Below are 19,464 nucleotides of genomic sequence, written 5' to 3'. Positions count from 1 at the left end.
GAGAGGTCTTGCCGCCGTGTTGTCACGACGGCGATGAATCACTTCGCGTCAGCGGACTCACGTCCCGAGGGGAGTTGATCCTCTTCGTAAACGTTGAATCGGTACCCGACGTTTCGGACCGTGCCGATGAGCTGCTCGAGATCGCCCAGTTTGGCGCGGAGGCGCCGCACGTGCACGTCGACGGTGCGTGTGCCGCCGAAGTAGTCGTATCCCCACACCTCGCTGAGCAGCTGCTCGCGGGTGAACACGCGTGATGGGTGCGTCGCGAAGAAGTGCAGCAGCTGGAACTCCTTGTACGTGAGGTCGAGGGCTTTGCCGTGCACCTTCGCCGAGTACGAGGATTCATCGATGGTGATGCCGGACGTCTGAATGCGGGTCGAGACTTGCTCGGCAGATTGGCGGCCGATGGCGAGTCGCACGCGAGCATCGACCTCAGCGGGGCCCGCGGTGACGAGAATCACGTCGTCGACGCCCCAATCGGTTGACACAGCGGTCAGGCCGCCCTCTGTCACCACCAGCAGCAGGGGAGCATCGAGCCCCGTGGTGTTCAGGATCTTGCACAGAGACTTGGCGCCGACCAGGTCGATGCGCGCGTCAACGAAGATGACATCGGCGCTGGGTGCGTTGACGAGCTGAGCGGGTTCTGCGGGGATCTGTCGCACGCGATGGCTCAGCAACTCGAGTGAGGGCAACACAGGGTTGCCGCCGGGAGCGGAGCTCAGAACCAGGAGCTGTGCCAAGGGATCACCTTCCCGGCGCGATCATGCGCCGTTCATTCCCCAGTGTAGGGCGTGGCGAGATGGCATCGATCCCGCGTGTCATCGTGAGGGCGGCGTGCACGGCGCGCTCGAGTGCGCGACAATGGTCGCGTGACCGAAACTCCGCTCGCTCCGCGCCGCTCGATGGGCACCGTCGTGGCTGTATGGGTGGTGGCGGCAATCGGGGGCATCGCGATTGGAGTTTTCGTTCCGCCCGCGTGGCGCGCCGAGTGGCTTGTTGTGTCGGTGGGGGCATGCTTGTTGCTCGCCTTCGCCATTCAACTGGGTGTTGCACAGGCGCGCGGGTTCATCGCGCGCGTCGCGATGAGTGTTCTGGGTGCTGCGGTGGTCCTCGGTGTCATCAGCCTGGGTTTCGGGCTGGCATCGGTCGTTCCCGGCTAGAGTGTTCCCCATGGATCTTGTCGCGCTCGAACTCTTCTTCGTCGGTCTGCTCGGTCTCGCGTCGCTCGCGATCGCGTTCGTCTCCGTCGTGGTGCTGAAGAACCTGTACCGCGGCCAGCGCTGAGCGAGCACGTCGTGCTGGAGATTCCGACCGACCTTCCCGCTGAACTTGCGCCCCTTTCGTGGCTGATCGGCGTATGGGAAGGCACCGGCGTCATCGACTACGACACCGAGGGACATCACTTCGCAGGTGAGTTCACCCATCGCGTGAGCTTCAGTCATGACGGCGGCACGTTCCTCAACTATTCGGCCACTGCGTGGCTCCACGGCGATGGCGATCAGCGGACGCCGCTGGTGTCCGAATCAGGATTCTGGCGGGTCGCAATCCCCGCGGCCTCTACCGAACCCGGGCCGGCGCTTCTCCCGCCATCCGAGCCCCCCGCTGCGCGCACGGTGGACGACATCGAGGCGATGCGCAACACGGGGGGTGGCTTCGATATCGAAGTCGCCCTCGTGCACTCCAACGGAGTGAGCGAGTTGTATCTCGGGCAGATCAACGGGCCGCGGATCGACATCGCCACCGATGCCATCGTGAGTCCGGCGGGCGGGAAGAACTACGGAGCGGCCACGCGCATGTATGGCTTGGTCGATGGGCACCTGCTGTGGGCATGGGACATCGCCGCTCTCGGCCACGAGTTGGCGTCACACGCCTCGGCTCGCTTGGCGCGGGCCCTGTGATGTCACTTTTCTCGGCAGTTCCCGGCGCCGTCGTCGAAGACGGCGTTCTCATTCACACGGGAAACCCGATGGCTGAGCAGCGAGCGCTGCAGGGTGGGCGAGCCGTCGCACCGCTCGAGGATCGTGCCGTGCTGACGGCGACCGGTGAAGACCGGCTGAGTTGGTTGGACTCGGTCACGTCGCAGGCTCTGGCTCACCTCCCGGCTGGCCAGAGCACCGAGTTGCTCGTCCTTGACCCGAACGGCCACATCGAGCACGCGGCGGCGGTTCTCGACGACGGCGAGACAACATGGTTGATCGTTGATCGCGCCGATGCGCAGTCACTTCTCGCGTGGCTCACGCGTATGCGCTTCCGAATGCGCGTTGAGCTTGTGGATGCCACGGAGTCGCACACGGTGATCGGCGGTACAGCCGAGGGGGTGCACGCGGCCACCTCTCCCGCGGTTTCACACGCCGTTCCGCTCGTGTGGGAGGACCCCTGGCCGTCGGTCAGCGCCGGTGGCTGGGCCTACGCCGCCGACGAAGGGCACCCCGGGTTCGATCGTGAGTGGGTCGAGGCGATCGTCACGCGTGAGGAGGCCACCGCGTTGGCCGCCCGAGCCGTTGCCGGGGAGGTGACGGTGGCGGGAACGCTCGCAGCCGACGCTCTCCGCGTGGCGGCATGGCGTCCTGGGTGGCGAACCGAGGTCGACGAACGTGCGCTGCCGCACGAGAGCGATTGGCTGCGTACCTCGGTACATCTGAACAAAGGGTGTTATCGCGGGCAGGAGACGGTGGCGAAGGTGCATAACCTGGGGCATCCGCCGCGGCGACTGGTGGCTCTGCAACTCGATGGCAGCGGTGACCTCCTTCCTCTTCCGGGTGCCGAGGTTCGTGAGGGCGACCGGTCGGTGGGCGTTCTCACCTCGGTTGCGCGTCACCACGAAGAAGGCCCGATCGCGCTCGCGCTCGTGCGGCGGACGACGGACATCGATGCGGTGTTGTTCGTCGAGACCGAGAATGGGTCGATCACGGCGGCGCAAGAGATGATCGTGCCGCCCGATGCGGGCGCGACGGCTAGTGTGCCCCGGATCACCCGTCTATCGCGGCGCGCTCGGGCCACATGACCGTGTTGCTCGGCCGGGTGTGATCGTGAACGGGCGCGGACGATGAGCGGCCCGACCACCGGTTCGCTCACCACGAGCATCCCGACCCGCTGGCATCATCGCTTCGACCCGCGACCGGGCTTGCGTCGAGTGCGTGACTCTGGCATCGCCATCGTGCAGATCGTGGTCGCCGCCACCCTGGCCTACTGGTTCGCGGCGGCTGTTCTCGGGCATCCGACTCCACTCCTTGCGGCAACGGTCACGGTGTCGAGCCTGGGCCTCGTACGCGATGCGCGTCCGGTCCGCGTGGTCGAGACGATCTTCGGCATGCTCGTGGGCATCCTCGTCGCTGAACTTCTGCTGATGCTTGTGGGGTCAGGAGTATGGCAACTGGCGTTGTCGGTGACCTTTGCCTTGGTCATCGCGCGATTCCTCTCGCCCAAGCCGAGCTTCGCGATCGCCGCCGCGATTCAGTCGATCATCGTGATGGCGTTGCCCGTGGGCGTACCGTTCGTCCGGCTGCTCGATGGCATCGTCGGGGGAGTGGCGGCCCTGTTGGTGACGTCGCTGATCCCGCGCAACCCCCTGCGGGAGGCAGCTCGCGCCGCGGAGTCGGCGTTCGTCGACTTCGCCGACGCGGCAAACACCATCATGCAGTCCTTGCACCGCGGCAGTCGCATTCGTGCGGAGCGCGGGTTGGAGAAAGCGCGCGCCCTGCAACCGGGGATCGATGCCTGGGGTGCATCCATCGAATCGGGGCTGGCGGTCGCGCGAATTTCCCCGTTCACGCGCGCCCGCGCGGTCGAGCTTCGCCGACACGAACGTGTGCATGGCGCTCTCGATCTCGCGACGCGCAACCTGCGAGTGATCGCGCGACGGGCGCTGTATCTGATGGACGACGGCCAGTCCCGGCCCGTTGTCGCCGACATCATCGGTGAGATTCTGCGGGGTGCCGACGTCATCCGCGGATCGATTGCTGACATCGCGCTCGAACTGCAGGCGCGCGAGCATCTGATCGCTGTCGCCGCTCACCTCGACCCGCGTGAGGTCGTGCCGGATGGGTCGCTGGGGGAGCAGAACCTCGTCGCCGCGCTGCGACCGCTCGTTGTCGATCTGCTCGTCGCCGCGGGAATGACCCACGCCGACGCGCGTGCCGCTGTACCGCGTATCTAGGTGCGATCGGCCACGGCCGGGAGTGCGGATTCGCCGCGCGGCGCGACGCTGGCCCACGGCACGGTGACTTCACCGAGGCGCCACCGCGAGCGCTCGTGCAGGGGCCAGCCGGCGTTGGTCATGCCCTGCAACGCGGTACGCCACCGATGCACCGGCCCGAATGGTGAAACAGACGCGGCGCGCTCCCACTCGGCATCCAGAGCCCGTAAGTACTCGTGCACGGGTTCCCCGGGCACATTGCGATGAATCAGAGCTTTCGGAAGCCGTTCAGCGGCAACGGACGGGCGTTGCAACTCGGCCAGCCGCAGCGCGATAGTCAAGGTCAGGGGAGTGGATGCCGCGTCCAGCGCGACCCAGGATGCGACGCGCCCGATCTCGTCGCACGTCCCCTCGACGAGTACGCCTCCCGGGGCCAGGCGAGCACTCATCGACGCCCAGGCATTGCGCACGTCGCCTTCGTCGTATTGGCGCAGCACGTTGAGCGCCCTGATGATGACCGGGCGTCGAGCAGAGGGGAGGGGGATCTCGAAGCCCCCGAGCGCGAACTCGACGCGCGCATCAGAGGCGAACGGCGTGCGGCCCGCGCGTACCTCGTCGAGCTGGGCGCGGGCACGAACGACGCGTTCGGGTGAGATCTCCAACCCCCGCACCTCGACGTCGGGTCGGGAGCGGGCCAGTCTTGCGTGCAGCTCGAGCGTCGTGACGGCGCTCGCGCCGAACCCGAGATCGATCACCAGAGGGTCTGTGCTGCGGCGCAGCGCGGTATGGCGGGCGATCCAGCGATCGACCCGTCTGAGCCGGTTGGTCCCCGTCGTTCCTCGCGTCAGGCGTCCGATGGGGGAATGAGCGGATGCCATCGCACCATGATGCCATCGGCATACTCGCGTGGTGTGTTGGTGGGCGCCGATATTATGGGCCGTATGACCGCTCCGTATACGTTGATCCTCCTCCGCCACGGGCAGAGCGAGTGGAATAAGACCAACCAGTTCACCGGATGGGTGGACGTGCGTTTGACCGAACAGGGGCGCGCCGAGGCCGCGCGTGGCGGCGAGCTGCTCGCGGAGTCGGGCATCCTGCCGGACGTTGTGCACACGTCGTTGCTCAGCCGAGCGATCCAGACCGCGAACCTCGCCCTCGACAGCGCCGATCGCCTGTGGATCCCGGTCAAGCGCACGTGGCGCCTGAACGAGCGTCACTACGGCGCGCTCCAGGGCAAGGATAAGGCGCAGACTCTCGAGGAGTTCGGTCAGGAGCAGTTCATGCTTTGGCGCCGCTCGTTCGACGTGCCGCCGCCGCCGCTGGCCGCGGACGATCAGTACAGCCAGGTGGACGACCCCCGCTACGCGGGCATCGACGGCGACGTGCCGCACACTGAGTCCTTGAAGCTCGTGATCGACCGCATGTTGCCGTATTGGCACAGCGACATCGTTCCTGATCTTGAAGCGGGCAAGACCGTGCTTGTCACCGCGCACGGCAACTCGCTTCGTGGACTCGTCAAGCACCTCGACGGCATCAGCGACGCCGACATCGCCGAGTTGAACATTCCTACCGGCATCCCGCTGGTCTACCGTTTGAACGCCGACTTCACCCCCGCTGGCCCGGGCGAGTACCTCGACCCCGAAGCAGCCGCGGCAGGAGCCGCAGCGGTGGCCAATCAGGGCAAGTAACGCGCAGACATCCGTCCGCACACGCAGAAAGAGAGTGGATGCTCCCCCCGGGGCATCCACTCTCTTTGTTCTGTGCGGGCACGGCGCCCTGTGCGGTTACGGGCCCTGTGCGGTTACGGCGCTTCGATGATCTCGATGGTGTCGGTGGTGACGGCCCACTCGCCCGTCGACAGGTAAGCGACCTTCTTCGCCACGGAAACGGCGTGGTCTGCGAAACGCTCGTGGTAGCGGCTTGCCAGCGTGGCGTCCACGGTGGCACTGGCCTCGCCCTGCCAGCTGTCGCTGAGGACCTTCTCGAACACCGACGCGTGCAGTTCGTCGAGCTTGTCGTCTGCGTCGCGCAGTTGCTCGATGAGCGAGAGGTCTTGTGTGCGCAGGATCTCGGTGAGCGATCGAGCAACGTCGACATCGAGCTCGCCCATCTTGCGGAACGTCGACTTCAGGCCCTTCGGGATGGCACGCTCAGGAAAACGCATGCGCGTGAGTTGGGCGATGTGCTCGGCGATGTCACCCATGCGCTCGAGCGACGCACTCGTGCGCAGAGCGCTCACGACAACGCGGAGATCTCGGGCCACCGGCTGCTGGCGCGCGAGAATTTCGATCGCGAGCTCGTCGAGCTCGATCGCCTTGTCATCGATGATCGAGTCGGCTTCGATGACTTCTTCCGCCAGGGCGACGTCGCTCGTACCGAAGGCTCGTGTCGCCTTGTCGATGGCGACTGTGACGAGTTCTGAGATCTCGACGAGTCGTCCCTGGACGTCCTCAAGCGACTGATGGAACACTTCGCGCATCTGATGCACCTCTCATGATCTGGCAGGCGTCCGCCCGCGCGACGTCGGAGATTCTCGCCAGCGAAGGTTAACGAACGGTGCCTGCCTGGTGAATAGTATTCCGACCGTTCCCGGCCATAGCGAATTGCGCACGACCGCCCCTCCGCGCACCATACGCTGTCAGCATGAACACAACGCAACTGGCGCTGGTCGCGCTTCTTGCGGGAATCATCATCGGGGCGTCGGTCGCCGGCGTGATCGTGGCGGCGTTGCGGGCGCGAGACCGCGCGCGCAGTGAGGTCTCCGCCGCGATCCCCGAGGGCGTGAGCGGCGTACTCCACGGTATGGATGACGCCGCGGTCGTCGTGGATTCATCGATGCGCATCGTGGCCGCGTCCCGCCCGGCGATCCCCTTCGGCCTGCACGAGGACGATGTTCTTCCTTCAGACGAACTCCGCGACGTGGTCCGCACGGTGCGTACCGTTGAGACGGCGACAACCGAGACGCTCAGGCTGCGCCGCGGCGCGCTGCCGGCGGAACCACGTTTGGTCGTCGTGCGCGCGACGAGGATCTCGCCACGGTTGACTCTTTTGGTGTTGCGGGACATCACCGAGCAAGAGCGTGTCGAGCAAATGCGCAGAGACTTCGTGGCAAACACCAGCCACGAGTTGAAGACACCCGTCGGGGCAGTGAGCCTTCTTGCCGAAGCGATCGAGTCCGCAGCTGACGATCCGCCTCAGGTGCGCATATTCGCATCGCGGCTTCTGGCTGAGGCCGCGCGCCTGTCGAGTCTCACGGCGCGCATCATGAGTCTTTCTCGCCTCCAATCGGGAGATGTGATCACCGCGCAGCGCGAGGTCTCCATCGACGAAGTCGTCGCGAACGCGATGGACGCGCATGCCCTGCAAGCAGAGTCTGCCGAGATCACCTTGACCCGCGGCGGAGAGCGGCATCTGTTCGTTCGTGGCGACGCCCAGGTGCTTAGTGAGGCGCTCGGCAACCTGATCTCCAACGCCATCGCCTATTCCTCCAGCGGGCTCAGCGTCGGCATCGGGGTGAGGGCCGCCGATGACATCGTCGAGATCGCCGTGACAGATCGTGGCATCGGGATCTCTGAAGCCGACCAGGCGCGTGTCTTCGAGCGGTTCTACCGAGCCGATCCTGCCCGCGCACGTCGAACCGGGGGCAGCGGCCTGGGCCTGGCGATCGTGAAGCACGCCATTCACTTGCATGGTGGTGAGGTGAAACTGTGGTCGCGGCCCGGCAGAGGGTCGACATTCACCGTGCGCCTTCCGCAGATCGAGGCGCCCGACGATCAGGCGGCGCCCCGCCCGAAACGCAAGCGCAAGAAGAAACGCGACGCCACGGCCGCTGCGAAGCAGCCCAGTCGCCCGAACGGAGAAGCACCATGACACGCGTCTTGATCGTTGAAGACGAACCCGACCTCTCGGACCCTCTCGCCTACCTGCTTCGCAGAGAGGGGTACGAGGTAGACATTGCTGAGGATGGGCCGTCCGCTCTCGTTCTTTTTCGGGAGACAGGCCCCGACATCGTTCTTCTCGACCTCATGCTTCCGGGAATGCCCGGAACCGAAGTCTGTCGCCAGATCAGGACGACGTCGGCAGTACCCATCATCATGCTGACCGCCAAGGACTCTGAGGTCGACATCGTGGTGGGTCTTGAACTCGGCGCCGATGACTACATGACGAAGCCATATTCGGCGCGTGAGCTTCTTGCCCGCATGCGCGCTGTGTTGCGCCGGCTGTCAACCGCGGAGGAAGACCTTGAGGAGCGCGTGCTCGACGGTGGCCGCGTGGTGCTCGATATCGATCGCCACTCGGTCGCGGTCGATGGCCGCGAGATCAGCATGCCCCTCAAAGAGTTCGAACTCCTTGAGGTGTTGATGCGCAACTCGGGTCGCGTCCTGACTCGCGGCCAGCTCATCGACCGGGTGTGGGGGAGCGACTACTTTGGCGACACCAAGACCCTGGACGTGCACATCAAGCGGATTCGATCACGCATCGAGGCCGATCCGGCATCGCCTACGAAACTGGTCACCGTGCGCGGATTGGGCTACCGGTTCGAGGACTGATCTTTCCCGCACGAACGACAACGCGCCCTGTGTGATGACACAGGGCGCGTTGATTCGTATGTGGCGGCGGGGTCGTCAGGGGACCAGGGGAGCCAAGTAGTCGAGAGCGCCATCCAACACGGGGACGTCGACGAGCGGGCTGCCGGTACCACCCGACTCGAAGTAGCCCTCGATCGCGGTGCCGGGCAGCGCGTCGAGCCCATCGATCAGGAGAGGCTCAGCATCCGCGCCGAGGCTGATCGTGGTGTACGCGGGAATGCGTACCGTCTCACTGATGCCACCGTCGAGTTCGATGTTCAGCGTCTGCGCCGAATCAGTGTCGTTGATCAGCGCGGCAATGAAGTTGCCCTGAGCGCCGTCCTCGGTGGCGACGATGAACGCGTTGCGTACTTCGACCGGGCCTGAGTCGGGAACATTGATCCCCTCCGCGGCCGCGTACTCGATGGTGGTCGCCTGCGGAGCGATCATGTTGCATCCGGTCGTGCTGAGCACGACGGCGGCGCCGACGGCGAGTGACGCGATGAGGCGCGATTTCACGGATCCTCCCAAAGCTGAAGATGACATCATCAGCATTCTAGGGTGTTGGCGTCCCTTCGATAGAGCCGCCACCGTCACGTGGGCGATGCGGGGAGTGGGTGGCGAACCTTAGCGCATGTTGCCTGTGGTATCCTGGAGGTTGCCGAAGGGACATAACTCCATGCTTTTTGAGGTTGGCGAGACGGTCGTGTACCCCCATCACGGGGCGGCAACGATCATCGAGGTCAAGGACCGGATCATCCGGGGCGAGACGAAGAAGTATCTGAAGCTCAACGTCACCCAGGGTGACCTGATCATTGAAGTTCCCGCGGAGAACGTCGACTTGGTCGGTGTCCGCGATGTCATCGGCAAAGATGGCCTCGACCGCGTTTTCGAGGTGCTTCGTGCGCCGTTCACCGAAGAGCCCACCAACTGGTCGCGCCGTTACAAGGCGAACCTAGAGAAACTGGCTTCCGGTGACGTGATCAAGGTGAGCGAAGTTGTTCGCGACCTGTGGCGCCGCGATCAGGACCGCGGATTGTCGGCGGGTGAGAAGCGGATGCTCGCGAAGGCGAAGCAGATTCTGATCTCGGAACTCGCTCTTGCCGAGAAGACCGATGAAGACAAGGCGAGCGTGCTCCTCGACGAGGTTCTCGCTTCCTGAACCCCCTAGAACGACGCCGGACTCCGGCGTCGTTCTGCATGTTGCGCAGGTGCGCCGCGATAGCGTGGGCATGTGAACACTGCCCCTGTGCCGACTGTCGGCATCGTCGTTGTCGCCGCCGGTTCTGGAACACGCCTAGGAGCGGGCGCTCCGAAGGCTTTCGTAGGCATCGATGGCGCGTCGATCCTTCACCACGCTTTGCGCAACGTGGGGCAGATTGCCGGCGCACAGATTGTCATCGTCGCTCCTGAGGGGCGCGAAGGCGAAGCGCTCGCGGCGGCGAGATCGGCGGTCCCCTCAGGTGCGGATCTGGTCGCAGTGGTGCGTGGTGGGCCGACACGGCAACAATCCGTCGCTGCTGGCCTCGCCGCCCTGTGGCCCTCGGTGCGCAGCGTGCTCGTTCATGACGCGGCGCGCGCGCTGACACCACCCGCGGTGTTCGAGCGTGTGATCGAGGAACTGGGGGCGGGGGCCGACGCTGCGATTCCTGTGCTTCCGGTGGTCGACACCCTCAAGCGCGTCGACGGCCAGCATGTGATTGCAGCCGTCGATCGCGCCGCGCTCGCTGCCGCGCAGACGCCACAGGGGTTCCGGCGCGACGTGCTTGATCGGGCCTATGCAGAAACCATGGATGAGTTCACGGACGATGCGGCGCTCGTGGCGGCCGCCGGTGGGCTGGTGCGCGTCGTTGCCGGTGACCCGTCCGCGTTCAAGATCACCGGGCCTGACGACCTTGCCCGGGCACGGTCCATGCTCGCGCAGGACTCGATCCCGCGAGTGGGAATCGGCACGGATGTGCATGCCTTCGGCGGCGACGGGAATCTGTGGCTGGCCGGCGTGGAGTGGCCGGGTGAACCTGCACTCTCTGGCCACTCGGACGGTGACGCCGTGGCTCACGCGGTCGTCGATGCACTCCTTGCGGCGGCGGGCCTCGGCGACATCGGAACGCATTTCGGTACTTCGCATCCGGAGTACGCGGGTGCGCATGCCGACGTGTTTCTCGCTCGCACCCGAGCGATTCTTGCCGAGGCGGGGTGGCGCATCGGGAGCGTGTCCGTGCAGTTTCAGTCCAACCGGCCGCGCTTCTCGACTCGCCGTGAGGAAGCTCAGCGTGTCCTGTCCGATGCGCTCGGCGGGGCTCCTGTTTCCGTGACAGCGACAACGACCGATGGCCTCGGCTTCACGGGGGCGGGTGAGGGATTGTCGGCATTTGCGGTAGCGGTCATCACACGCTGACACCCTGCATCGGTGTTTCGGCGCGGCGAAACCCGCGGTCGCCTACGTCCGCACAGCGCTCCGGGAAGGATCCAGGTCGAGCGTCATGAACACAGACAGCGGGTCCGGCGCGTAGTCGGCGAAGGGATCGCATTCGACGAATCCGGCGCGGGCGTAGAGGTGGCGCGCGGGTGCGAACGGAGCGCTCGAGCCAGTCTCGAGCCAGAGTCCCGTGAGCGAGCGCTGTCGCGCGACATCGATGAGCGTGTCGAGTATGGCGCGACCGACGCCGGTGCCGCGGAAGTCATCCGCAACGCGCATCGACTTGATCTCTCCTTGCGATTCGCCCCACTGTTTCAGGGCGCCGATTCCGGCGAGGCGTTCGTTGTTCCATGCGGAGAAGAAACTGATGGCCGGATGCTGCAGCTCAGTCGCGTCGAGGGCGTGCACGCTCTCGGTGGGGCACCCGTCGTGCATCTCGTCGACGTGCATGGCGATGAGAGCTCGCGTGGCGGCGGACGAAAGATCGTCGGGCTGAACGTGCAAGGACACGGACGAATCGTATCGGGGTGTCAGGCCTCGACGGGATAAGGCCCCGGATCTCTCTTGCGTGAGCCCCAGGCTAGGAGCGCCAGTCCCGCTGCCAGAACGACGAGGCCGAGTATGGCGAGAACGGAGAGGCGTTCGCCGAGCACGGTGATCCCCAGCACGCCGGCGGTGAGAGGCTCACCGAGGGTGAGCGTTGCGGCGGTTGCCGCTGTCAGCCCGTTCAGCCCCCACGTGAAGAGCACGTATGCCACAGAGATCGTTGCCACGCCGAGCCACAGCGCCATGGGCCAGCCCCCCGGCTGTGCGAGCCACGAGAGATCGACGAAGGGAAGGAACACGGCGAAGATTGCCGCGGACGTGGCCCCCATAGCGCCGACGACGGTGAACGGGTCCCAGCCGTCGTCCAGGAGTCGCCGTTGCGCGTTTGCAATCACCGCGAAGCACGCGCCCGCCCCGACGGAGCCCGCCAAGCCAGCGATGTCGGTGCCGACCGAACCCGCTTCACCTCCGAGTCCAAGAAGAACAACGCCGCCGGTTGCGAGCGCGGTCGCCATGATCCACGTGGTACTCGGGAGCCGACGGGTCAGGGCCCATTCGAGCAACCCTGCGAGGATCGGCGCTGAACCTAGCGCGATCACGGTTCCTACAGCCACACCGTTGCGCTCGGTGCCGAGGAAGAACAGCGGCTGGTACAGAGCAAGGCAGGCGCCGGTGAGGAGCATGAGGGCGCCAGCTCGCGGCGAAAGTCGAGGTGACGGCGCACCGCGGGGACGGCGTCGAGCATGTCTGGCAGCGAGGGTGAACGCGAGAATGGCCAAGCCGGTGCCACCGATGACCATTCGCATCACGCCGACCGATAGGGGAGTGGTGCCGTCAGGTCCCAATGCTTGCGCGGTTCCCGTGGTGCCGAACAAGAGTGCGGCGGCGAGCACGGCGAACACGGAGGGCACCATATAGTTCTACGGCATCGCGAGGGCACCTCGTCATCGTCCGGAATGCTCGGCAGCGGCATCCGGTTCCTATCCAGTCCCCGCCGGTAGGCTGGTGCGGTGACGGTTCGGCTCTATGACACTCAAGCGCAGGCGTTGCGCGACTTCGAGCCCCTCGACCCGCGGAACGTCACCATGTATGTGTGCGGTCCAACGGTGCAGTCTGGCCCGCACATCGGCCACCTGCGGGGCGCGCTCAGCTTCGACATCCTTCGCCGTTGGCTCGAGCACCGCTATGACCGCGTCACGTTCGTGCGCAACGTCACGGATATTGATGACAAGGTGCTGGCTAACGCCACCGACGACGAGCCGTGGTGGGCGCTCGCATATCGGATGGAGCGAGAGTTCACGCGAGCGTACGAGGCGATCGGCATTCGTCCGCCCACGTACGAGCCGCGCGCAACCGCGTCGATCACCCAGATGCAAGAGCTCATTCAGCGGTTGATCGAAGCGAATCGCGCCTATGCTGCGGCCGGCGACGTGTACTTCGACGTGCGCTCCTGGCCACGTTACGGAGCGTTGACCCGTCAATCCGTAGATGCAATGGAACCGGCCGCCGATGCCGACCCTCGTGGAAAACGGAGCCCGCAGGACTTCGCCCTGTGGAAGGCCGCGAAGGCAGACGAGCCGGAGTCGGCGATGTGGGATTCCCCGTGGGGCCCGGGCCGCCCGGGGTGGCACATTGAGTGTTCGGCGATGGCGCGCCGCTACCTGGGCGCTCAATTCGACATTCACGGTGGTGGTCTCGATTTGCGATTCCCGCATCACGAGAACGAACTTGCTCAGTCGAAGGCTGCCGGAGACGGCTTCGCGCGTTACTGGGTGCACAACGGGCTGGTGACGGTCGGCGGGCAGAAAATGTCGAAGTCGCTCTTCAACTTCATTCCCGCGGCGGACGTCCTCGGCGCTCACGATCCCCTCGTCGTGCGTTATGCGCTCGCCGCCGCGCACTATCGCTCGAGCCTCGATATCACCCCGTCGACGTTCGCCGAGGCCGAGGCTGCGGTTGACCGCATTTCTCGGTTCCTCGACCGCGCGGCACGCCTGGGCGTGGGGGAGACGCCGGACACGGGCGCGCTCCTTCCCCCAGCCTTCGCGGAAGCACTCGATGACGATCTCGGTGTGCCACAGGCGCTCGCCGTCGTGCACGACACCGTTCGCACCGGCAACGCCGCGCTGGATGCCGGTGACGAATCGGGCGCCCGGCGCGCCCGTGCCGAGGTGTTGGCGATGTGTGACATTGTCGGCATCGATCCCGAGGCAGCGCACTGGGCGGCGTCGGGATCATCCGCCGAGGCGGGTGCATTGGACCGATTGGTCGGCACGATGGTCGCTCAGCGCGCCGAAGCACGGGCCACCAAGGATTTTGCGGCAGCAGACCGCATCCGCGACGCGATCGCCGCGGCAGGGATCACGCTGGAGGACAGCGTTGACGGAACACATTGGAGTTTGAATGGCTAAGCCAGGGCGCCCCGGCGCGAGCAAGGGAAACAAGAAGGGCCCGACCAAGGGTACGGGCGGCAAGAACAAGCGTTCACTCGAGGGTCGTGGACCGACACCGAAGGCAGAGGATCGGGCGTGGCATCCGGCCGGAAAGCGTAAGGCTGCTGCAGAGCGCTACGCCGCTGCGGGCGGGAAGGGAAAGCCTGGGGGATCCGGAGGGGCGCGCCCACGCGCCGCCAAGAAAGAGGACGACACTGAGACGGTCACCGGGCGCAACTCGGTGCTCGAGGCGCTCCGCGCGAAGATTCCCGCCACAGCCTTCTACATTGCGCAGCGTGTGGAGATGGATGACCGTGTGAAGGAGATGCTGTCGATCGCGACGCATCGCGGCATCCCGGTTCTTGAGGTCACACGCCCCGAACTGGACCGCATGGCGGGATTCGACGGTGTGCATCAGGGCGTCGCGCTCAAGGTTCCGCCCTATGAGTACGCGCACCCGCAGGACCTCCTCGAACAGGTCATTGATCGCGACGAGGTGCCGTTGTTCATCGCGCTCGACGGCATCACCGACCCGCGCAACCTCGGAGCGATCATTCGATCGACGGCTGCGTTCGGCGGTCACGGCGTGATCGTGCCGCAGCGACGCTCCGCCAGTGTGAACTCGGCGGCGTGGAAGACCAGTGCCGGCGCGGCAGCGCGCATCCCGGTCGCGCTCGCTCCGAACCTGACGACGACGCTCAAGGAATTCAAGAAGCAGGGCGTATTCATCCTCGGTCTCGCCGGCGACGGCGACGTGGACTTGCCCTCGCTCGAATTGGCTGATCGCCCCGTTGTGATCGTTGTCGGATCCGAGGGCAAAGGCTTGTCGCGCTTGGTGACCGAGAATTGCGATCAGGTCGTCTCCATCCCGATTTCGTCGGCAGCGGAGTCTCTGAACGCCGGCATCGCCGCCTCCGTCGCGCTGTACCAAGTCGCCACGGTGCGAGGGCAGCGCGGCTGACCCAACGCCGGGAATGAAACGCCGGTCGCCGGACTTGGGAACCATGTACACCCCAGCGAAAGGCACAACATGACACGCATCGCCGTCATCGGAGGAACCGGTTACGCCGGGTCGCACATCGTCGCGGAGGCGGTGGAGCGAGGCCACACCGTGGTCTCGGTCGCCCGCACGTTGCCCACCGAGCGAATCGAGGGAGTGACCTACATCGAGGGCACGCTACTCGATGCACCGAGCCTCGTCAGCGAACTGACTGGGGTCGATGTGGTGATCTCGACCGTTCCCGCGCGCGGCGACATGCTGGGTCAGGTACGGCCGAACGTGGCGGCGCTCGTCGACGCGCTCCCTGCTGAGGTGCGTGTGGGCGTCATCGGCGGCGCAGGCGGCAGCTTGGTGGCCCCGGGCGGCGGGCGCGTTGTTGATCAGCCATCCTTCACCGAGGAGTACAAGCCCGAAGCGCTCGAGGCGATCGGCATCCTCGAAGACCTGCAGCGTACCGACGCCGCGCGAGACTGGTTCTATGTACATCCGGCGGGTGGCTTCGGGGCATGGAACCCTGGCGAGCGCACCGGTGAGTACCGGGACGGTGGTGATGTCCTCGTGACCGACGCCGACGGCGAATCGTATATCTCGGGTGCCGACCTCGCCGTGGCGGTCATCGATGAGATCGAGCGTCCGCGTCACTCGCGCGAACGCTTCGCCGTCGGCTACTGAGGCGGCTCAGACCAGGTCGCGCCAGTCCACGCCGTCGTCGTCTTCATCGATGACGGCGTGGCTGTCCGTGATAATCGGGAGCGAGAGCGTTTCGGTTGAGGGCGACATGAGGGTTGCCTCGTCACGGCGGTGTCGCAGCACTTCGTCGATATAGCTCGACAAGGCTTCGGCAAGAGGCACCGCGCGTCCCCGGTTCTGGGAGACGTACCAACGATGCTCGAGCACCTGGTGGAACACTTCGGCCGGTTCGAGCTTTGAGCGCAGGTCCCAGGGAATCGACTTCACCACGGGCTCGAACACCCGAGTGAGCCACTCGTGGGCTGCCATTTCTTCGTCGTCCCTGAACCGTGTGCTCCGTGCCCGGAACTCATCCAGGTCGTTGAGGAGCCGTCGCGCCTGGTTCTCCTCGACGTCCAGACCCGTCAGTCGGATCAGTCGTCGCTGATGGTGGCCGGCATCGACGACCTTGGGTTGTATGGAGACGGTCGTGCCGTCCGCTGTCGTCTCGATCGACATTTCGCCGATGTCGAAGCCTAGTTCGTTCAGCCGCTGCACGCGTTCGGTCAGTCGCCACGACTCATCCGCATCAAACGATTCGCGGTCGGTGAGCGCTGCCCACAGGGCGTGATACGCGGAGACGATGCCATCGGCGATCGCAATCGCGTCGACGCCGCCCTCGAGTCGTCCGCCAGCTTCGAGATCCATGATCTCCCCGGCGATGTTCGTGCGTGCGACATCGAGGTCGTGGGCACGTTGACCCGGAGTGAGTCCGCTCTCGTGCAGTTCGCCCGTCTCGGCGTCGACCAAGTAGGCGGCGAAGGCCCCGGCATCCCGACGGAACAACGTGTTGGATAGCGACACGTCGCCCCAGAAGAAACCGATGTTGTGAAGATGCACCAGCAAAGCGGCAAGGGCGTCGACCAGGCGGGTAGCTGTGTCGGGACGCAGCACTTGAGTGAACAGCGCCCGATATGGCAGAGAGAACTTCAGGTGAGAAGTCACGAGCGCTGCGGGCAGCGGCTTCCCGTTCGCATCCGTGCGCCCCGCGATCACGGCAATTCGCTCGACGCAGGGCACGTCGAGTCTGGCGAGGTTTCCGAGCATGTCGTACTCTCGCCGGGCCATCGCTTCGGTTGTCTCCTTAATCGCAACCACACGTCCCGACAGACTCGCGAAACGCACGAGGTGGCGCGAGATGCCCTTGGGGAGAAACACGATGTGACTGGACGGCCACTCTGCGAGGGGAGTGGACCAGGGCAGATCGAGCAGGGCAGGATCGACCCGACTGGCGGTGATGCTCAACGCGTCGGACATGATGCCTCCGGGAAATGCGAGACGGCGCGGGAGGAAGAACCACCCGCGCCGTCGCGCTTTGACAATCGTTACGCCGAAGCGATGGCCTCTTCGTTCAGGCGCTCGCCGGTCTCGGCGTCGAAAGCGTGAACGTGGCCTTCCTTCGCAGCCAAGGTGACCGTCTCACCCGCTTGCGGGTGGTTGCGGCCATCGACACGGGCGACCAGGTCGGCGCGCTTTCCGCCGACCTCGGCGTGACCGTAGAGGTAGCCGTCCGCACCCAATTCTTCGACGAGATCGACAGTGACGGCGAGACCCTTGCCGTCGGACGGTCCGACGATGATGTCCTCGGGACGCACACCGACGGTGACCTGGCTGCCGTGGGCGCGGCCCACAGTGGCGCGGTCGAGGCCGACGATCTCGGTACCGAACTCGACGCCACCCTCCTGCAGGTTCGACGTGAAGAGGTTCATGGCGGGCGAACCGATGAAGCCGGCGACGAACACGTTGTTCGGCTTCTCGTAAAGGTCACGCGGGGTTCCCACCTGCTGGAGTAGGCCGTCCTTGAGGACCGCGATCCGGTCGCCCATCGTGAGAGCCTCGGTCTGGTCGTGCGTGACGTAGACCGTGGTGACGCCAAGGCGGCGCTGCAGGGAGGCGATCTGCGTACGAGTCTGGACACGCAGCTTCGCGTCGAGGTTCGACAGCGGCTCGTCCATGAGGAACACCTGGGGCTGACGCACGATCGCGCGGCCCATGGCGACACGCTGACGCTGACCACCCGAGAGAGCCTTGGGCTTGCGCGTGAGGTAGTCCTCAAGGTCGAGCAGCTTGGCTGCCTCGAGGACGCGAGCGGCGCGCTCGTCCTTGCTGACGCCAGCGATCTTGAGCGCGAAGCCCATGTTCTCGGCGACGGTCATGTGGGGGTACAGCGCGTAGTTCTGGAAGACCATCGCGATGTCGCGGTCCTTCGGCGGAACGTCGGTGACGTCGCGCTCGCCGATGCGGATTGCACCGGAGTTGACCTCTTCGAGGCCGGCGAGCATGCGCAGTGACGTGGACTTTCCACAGCCGGAGGGGCCGACGAGAACGAGGAACTCGCCGTCGGCGACTTCGAGGTTCAGCTTGTCGACTGCGGGGCGTGTGCCGCCGGGGTACAGGCGGGTTGCGTTGTCGAACGTGACGGACGCCATATCTTCTTCTCCTTCACCGGCAGGTACGTGCCGGACGATCCGTTGTGATGGATGAGCGGGGGCATTCCCGCGCGCCCGTCATCGGGCGCACCCCCTAGTATGCCACGGACTGCGCGGGGGTCTGTGTGCGGAAGTGGAGGCTGCGTCTGGGCATTTCCCAGCCAGTCTGACTAGCATCGTCCACGGCCGTGCCCCCGCACAGTCACCGCTTTTCCGGACACGTCAGCACCGAGAGGTTCCATGTCGAGCGACGAGACACCGAACGCTTCCTCCCCCCGCGAGCGACGCGACGCGGTACGCGAAAAGGCGCAACTCGTGCGCGCCCAGCAGACGCGTATGCGACTCATTCGTGCGGCGAGCATCGCGGTCGGCGCCGTTGCTGTGATCGTTGCCGGTGCCGTGGCGATCACCATGACTGTCTCATCGGCAGCCTCTCGACCACTCTTGAAGCCGGCGAACGCCGACCATGATGGATTCGCCGTTGTCGGTGTGGAGGGCGTTGGATTGGTCACAGAGACGACCCCCGATGATGCAGCCGCCGCGAGCGCCGACGAGAGCCCCTCACCGACGCCCAGCGCGTCTGCGGAGGATGCGCCTGCTGTCGACATTCGCGTCTACGTCGACTACCTCTCGACGGGTGCGCGCGACTTCCAGCTCGCCAACGTGCAGCAGTTGTCGAACTGGTTCTCGGAGGATGCCGCGACGGTGACGTATTACCCGGTCGCGATGCTGACCTCGAAGTCGAACGGCACCAAGTACTCACAGCGCGCGGCGGCCGCCGCCGCATGCGTGGGAACCCACGCCCCGGACTCGTTCTTCGCCTTCAATAACGCCTTGCTTGCTCAGCAGCCCGATGTCGGCACCGACGGGCTCAACAACAGCGAGCTCGCCGCTCTGGCTATCGCGTCCGGCGCAAAGCAGCCCACGGTCATTCGCGAGTGCATCGAGGACGAAGACTTCACGGGGTGGGCCAAAGAGGCCACCGCCCGGGCGCTGGAAGCGATCCCCGACACCGACGATCTCGCGCTGACGAGCTCTCCGACCGTGTTGGTGAACGGGCAGCCGTATGTGGGTGCTCTCGGGGACCCGAAGGAGTTCGCGCAGTTCGTTCTCACGATTGCCAGCGACGCCTACTACCAAGAGAACGCGACCCCAACGCCGACTCCGTCCTCGTAGCCCCGTGCGAGCGAGCGTCGCTACGACGCT

Annotated in this window: 21 protein-coding genes; 13 read left to right on the top strand and 8 right to left on the bottom strand. The window is 65.6% G+C overall.

The window, feature by feature from the left end; all coding sequences use genetic code 11:
* Positions 1 to 38: 38 nt before the first annotated feature.
* The gene (locus ON062_RS10825) at positions 39 to 740 is read right to left on the bottom strand and encodes a response regulator transcription factor (RefSeq protein WP_274647153.1); all 702 of its coding nucleotides are present in this window, start codon (positions 738 to 740) and stop codon (positions 39 to 41) included.
* A 129-nt stretch (positions 741 to 869) separates the two neighbouring features.
* Between ON062_RS10825 and ON062_RS10820 the strand changes: the two genes are divergently transcribed.
* From ON062_RS10820 to ON062_RS10805, 4 genes are all read left to right on the top strand, one after another.
* Positions 870 to 1,160 (top strand): hypothetical protein, encoded by a 291-nt coding sequence (locus tag ON062_RS10820; protein ID WP_274647152.1) that lies wholly within the window; start codon positions 870 to 872, stop codon positions 1,158 to 1,160.
* Between the two features lie 135 nt (positions 1,161 to 1,295).
* Positions 1,296 to 1,898 (top strand): FABP family protein, encoded by a 603-nt coding sequence (locus tag ON062_RS10815; protein ID WP_274647151.1) that lies wholly within the window; start codon positions 1,296 to 1,298, stop codon positions 1,896 to 1,898.
* On the top strand, positions 1,898 to 3,004 hold the full coding sequence (locus ON062_RS10810; RefSeq protein WP_274647150.1) for a folate-binding protein YgfZ: 1,107 nt from the start codon (positions 1,898 to 1,900) through the stop codon (positions 3,002 to 3,004). Before ON062_RS10815 ends, ON062_RS10810 begins: the two co-directional genes overlap by 1 nt.
* Positions 3,005 to 3,046: 42 nt before the next feature.
* Positions 3,047 to 4,156, top strand: a complete 1,110-nt coding sequence (locus ON062_RS10805; RefSeq protein WP_274647149.1) for an aromatic acid exporter family protein — start codon at positions 3,047 to 3,049, stop codon at positions 4,154 to 4,156.
* On the opposite strand, the gene ON062_RS10800 is transcribed toward ON062_RS10805, so the two are convergent.
* A complete protein-coding gene (locus ON062_RS10800) occupies positions 4,153 to 5,013 on the bottom strand; it encodes a class I SAM-dependent methyltransferase (protein WP_274647148.1) in 861 nt (286 codons plus the stop codon). The genes ON062_RS10805 and ON062_RS10800 overlap by 4 nt on opposite strands.
* A gap of 63 nt (positions 5,014 to 5,076) precedes the next feature.
* On the opposite strand from ON062_RS10800, the gene ON062_RS10795 reads away from it, so the two are divergent.
* Positions 5,077 to 5,823 (top strand): phosphoglyceromutase, encoded by a 747-nt coding sequence (locus tag ON062_RS10795; RefSeq protein ID WP_274647147.1) that lies wholly within the window; start codon positions 5,077 to 5,079, stop codon positions 5,821 to 5,823.
* Positions 5,824 to 5,936: 113 nt separating this feature from the next.
* Here the strand turns inward: ON062_RS10795 and phoU are convergent, their stop codons facing one another.
* Complete coding sequence (gene phoU, locus ON062_RS10790; protein WP_274647146.1) at positions 5,937 to 6,614, bottom strand: phosphate signaling complex protein PhoU; 678 nt, start codon at positions 6,612 to 6,614, stop codon at positions 5,937 to 5,939.
* Positions 6,615 to 6,778: 164 nt separating this feature from the next.
* Here phoU and ON062_RS10785 point away from each other — a divergent pair, with 164 nt between their 5' ends.
* Together ON062_RS10785 and ON062_RS10780 are read left to right on the top strand one after the other, a co-directional pair.
* The gene (locus ON062_RS10785; protein ID WP_274647145.1) at positions 6,779 to 8,005 is read left to right on the top strand and encodes a cell wall metabolism sensor histidine kinase WalK; all 1,227 of its coding nucleotides are present in this window, start codon (positions 6,779 to 6,781) and stop codon (positions 8,003 to 8,005) included.
* Positions 8,002 to 8,685, top strand: a complete 684-nt coding sequence (locus ON062_RS10780; protein ID WP_274647144.1) for a response regulator transcription factor — start codon at positions 8,002 to 8,004, stop codon at positions 8,683 to 8,685. The genes ON062_RS10785 and ON062_RS10780 overlap by 4 nt, the downstream gene beginning before the upstream one ends.
* A 75-nt stretch (positions 8,686 to 8,760) precedes the next feature.
* Here ON062_RS10780 and ON062_RS10775 read toward each other — a convergent pair whose 3' ends face one another.
* Positions 8,761 to 9,249 (bottom strand): DNA modification methylase, encoded by a 489-nt coding sequence (locus ON062_RS10775; protein WP_274647143.1) that lies wholly within the window; start codon positions 9,247 to 9,249, stop codon positions 8,761 to 8,763.
* A 133-nt stretch (positions 9,250 to 9,382) separates the two neighbouring features.
* On the opposite strand from ON062_RS10775, the gene ON062_RS10770 reads away from it, so the two are divergent.
* Both ON062_RS10770 and ispD read left to right on the top strand, forming a co-directional pair.
* Positions 9,383 to 9,865 (top strand): CarD family transcriptional regulator, encoded by a 483-nt coding sequence (locus tag ON062_RS10770; RefSeq protein ID WP_274647142.1) that lies wholly within the window; start codon positions 9,383 to 9,385, stop codon positions 9,863 to 9,865.
* A gap of 72 nt (positions 9,866 to 9,937) precedes the next feature.
* The gene (ispD, locus tag ON062_RS10765) at positions 9,938 to 11,101 is read left to right on the top strand and encodes a 2-C-methyl-D-erythritol 4-phosphate cytidylyltransferase (protein WP_274647141.1); all 1,164 of its coding nucleotides are present in this window, start codon (positions 9,938 to 9,940) and stop codon (positions 11,099 to 11,101) included.
* A 42-nt stretch (positions 11,102 to 11,143) separates the two neighbouring features.
* Here ispD and ON062_RS10760 read toward each other — a convergent pair whose 3' ends face one another.
* Together ON062_RS10760 and ON062_RS10755 are read right to left on the bottom strand one after the other, a co-directional pair.
* Positions 11,144 to 11,632 carry a GNAT family N-acetyltransferase gene (locus tag ON062_RS10760; RefSeq protein ID WP_274647140.1) on the bottom strand — a complete coding sequence of 163 codons (489 nt, stop codon included), beginning with the start codon at positions 11,630 to 11,632 and terminating at the stop codon, positions 11,144 to 11,146.
* Between the two features lie 20 nt (positions 11,633 to 11,652).
* Positions 11,653 to 12,582, bottom strand: a complete 930-nt coding sequence (locus ON062_RS10755) for a DMT family transporter (protein ID WP_274647139.1) — start codon at positions 12,580 to 12,582, stop codon at positions 11,653 to 11,655.
* Between the two features lie 96 nt (positions 12,583 to 12,678).
* On the opposite strand from ON062_RS10755, the gene cysS reads away from it, so the two are divergent.
* The 3 genes from cysS to ON062_RS10740 all read left to right on the top strand — a co-directional run bounded on the left by cysS (position 12,679) and on the right by ON062_RS10740 (position 15,772).
* Positions 12,679 to 14,079 (top strand): cysteine--tRNA ligase, encoded by a 1,401-nt coding sequence (gene cysS, locus ON062_RS10750; RefSeq protein WP_274647138.1) that lies wholly within the window; start codon positions 12,679 to 12,681, stop codon positions 14,077 to 14,079.
* On the top strand, positions 14,072 to 15,061 hold the full coding sequence (gene rlmB / locus ON062_RS10745; RefSeq protein WP_274647137.1) for a 23S rRNA (guanosine(2251)-2'-O)-methyltransferase RlmB: 990 nt from the start codon (positions 14,072 to 14,074) through the stop codon (positions 15,059 to 15,061). Before cysS ends, rlmB begins: the two co-directional genes overlap by 8 nt.
* Positions 15,062 to 15,130: 69 nt before the next feature.
* Positions 15,131 to 15,772, top strand: coding sequence for an NAD(P)-dependent oxidoreductase (locus ON062_RS10740; RefSeq protein ID WP_274647136.1), 642 nt, complete (start codon positions 15,131 to 15,133; stop codon positions 15,770 to 15,772).
* A gap of 6 nt (positions 15,773 to 15,778) precedes the next feature.
* Here ON062_RS10740 and ON062_RS10735 read toward each other — a convergent pair whose 3' ends face one another.
* On the bottom strand, positions 15,779 to 17,086 hold the full coding sequence (locus tag ON062_RS10735) for a DUF4032 domain-containing protein (protein WP_274647135.1): 1,308 nt from the start codon (positions 17,084 to 17,086) through the stop codon (positions 15,779 to 15,781).
* A 68-nt stretch (positions 17,087 to 17,154) separates the two neighbouring features.
* Positions 17,155 to 18,258, bottom strand: a complete 1,104-nt coding sequence (locus tag ON062_RS10730) for an ABC transporter ATP-binding protein (RefSeq protein WP_274647134.1) — start codon at positions 18,256 to 18,258, stop codon at positions 17,155 to 17,157.
* Positions 18,259 to 18,498: 240 nt separating this feature from the next.
* Here ON062_RS10730 and ON062_RS10725 point away from each other — a divergent pair, with 240 nt between their 5' ends.
* Positions 18,499 to 19,434 carry a thioredoxin domain-containing protein gene (locus tag ON062_RS10725; RefSeq protein WP_274647133.1) on the top strand — a complete coding sequence of 312 codons (936 nt, stop codon included), beginning with the start codon at positions 18,499 to 18,501 and terminating at the stop codon, positions 19,432 to 19,434.
* The last annotated feature ends 30 nt before the right edge of the window (positions 19,435 to 19,464 follow it).

Origin of the sequence: Microbacterium sp. C7(2022) (assembly GCF_028823665.1) — a bacterium.
In the GTDB taxonomy this organism is placed as follows: Bacteria; Actinomycetota; Actinomycetes; order Actinomycetales; family Microbacteriaceae; genus Microbacterium.
This window is presented reverse-complemented; position numbering and strand designations above follow the sequence as displayed.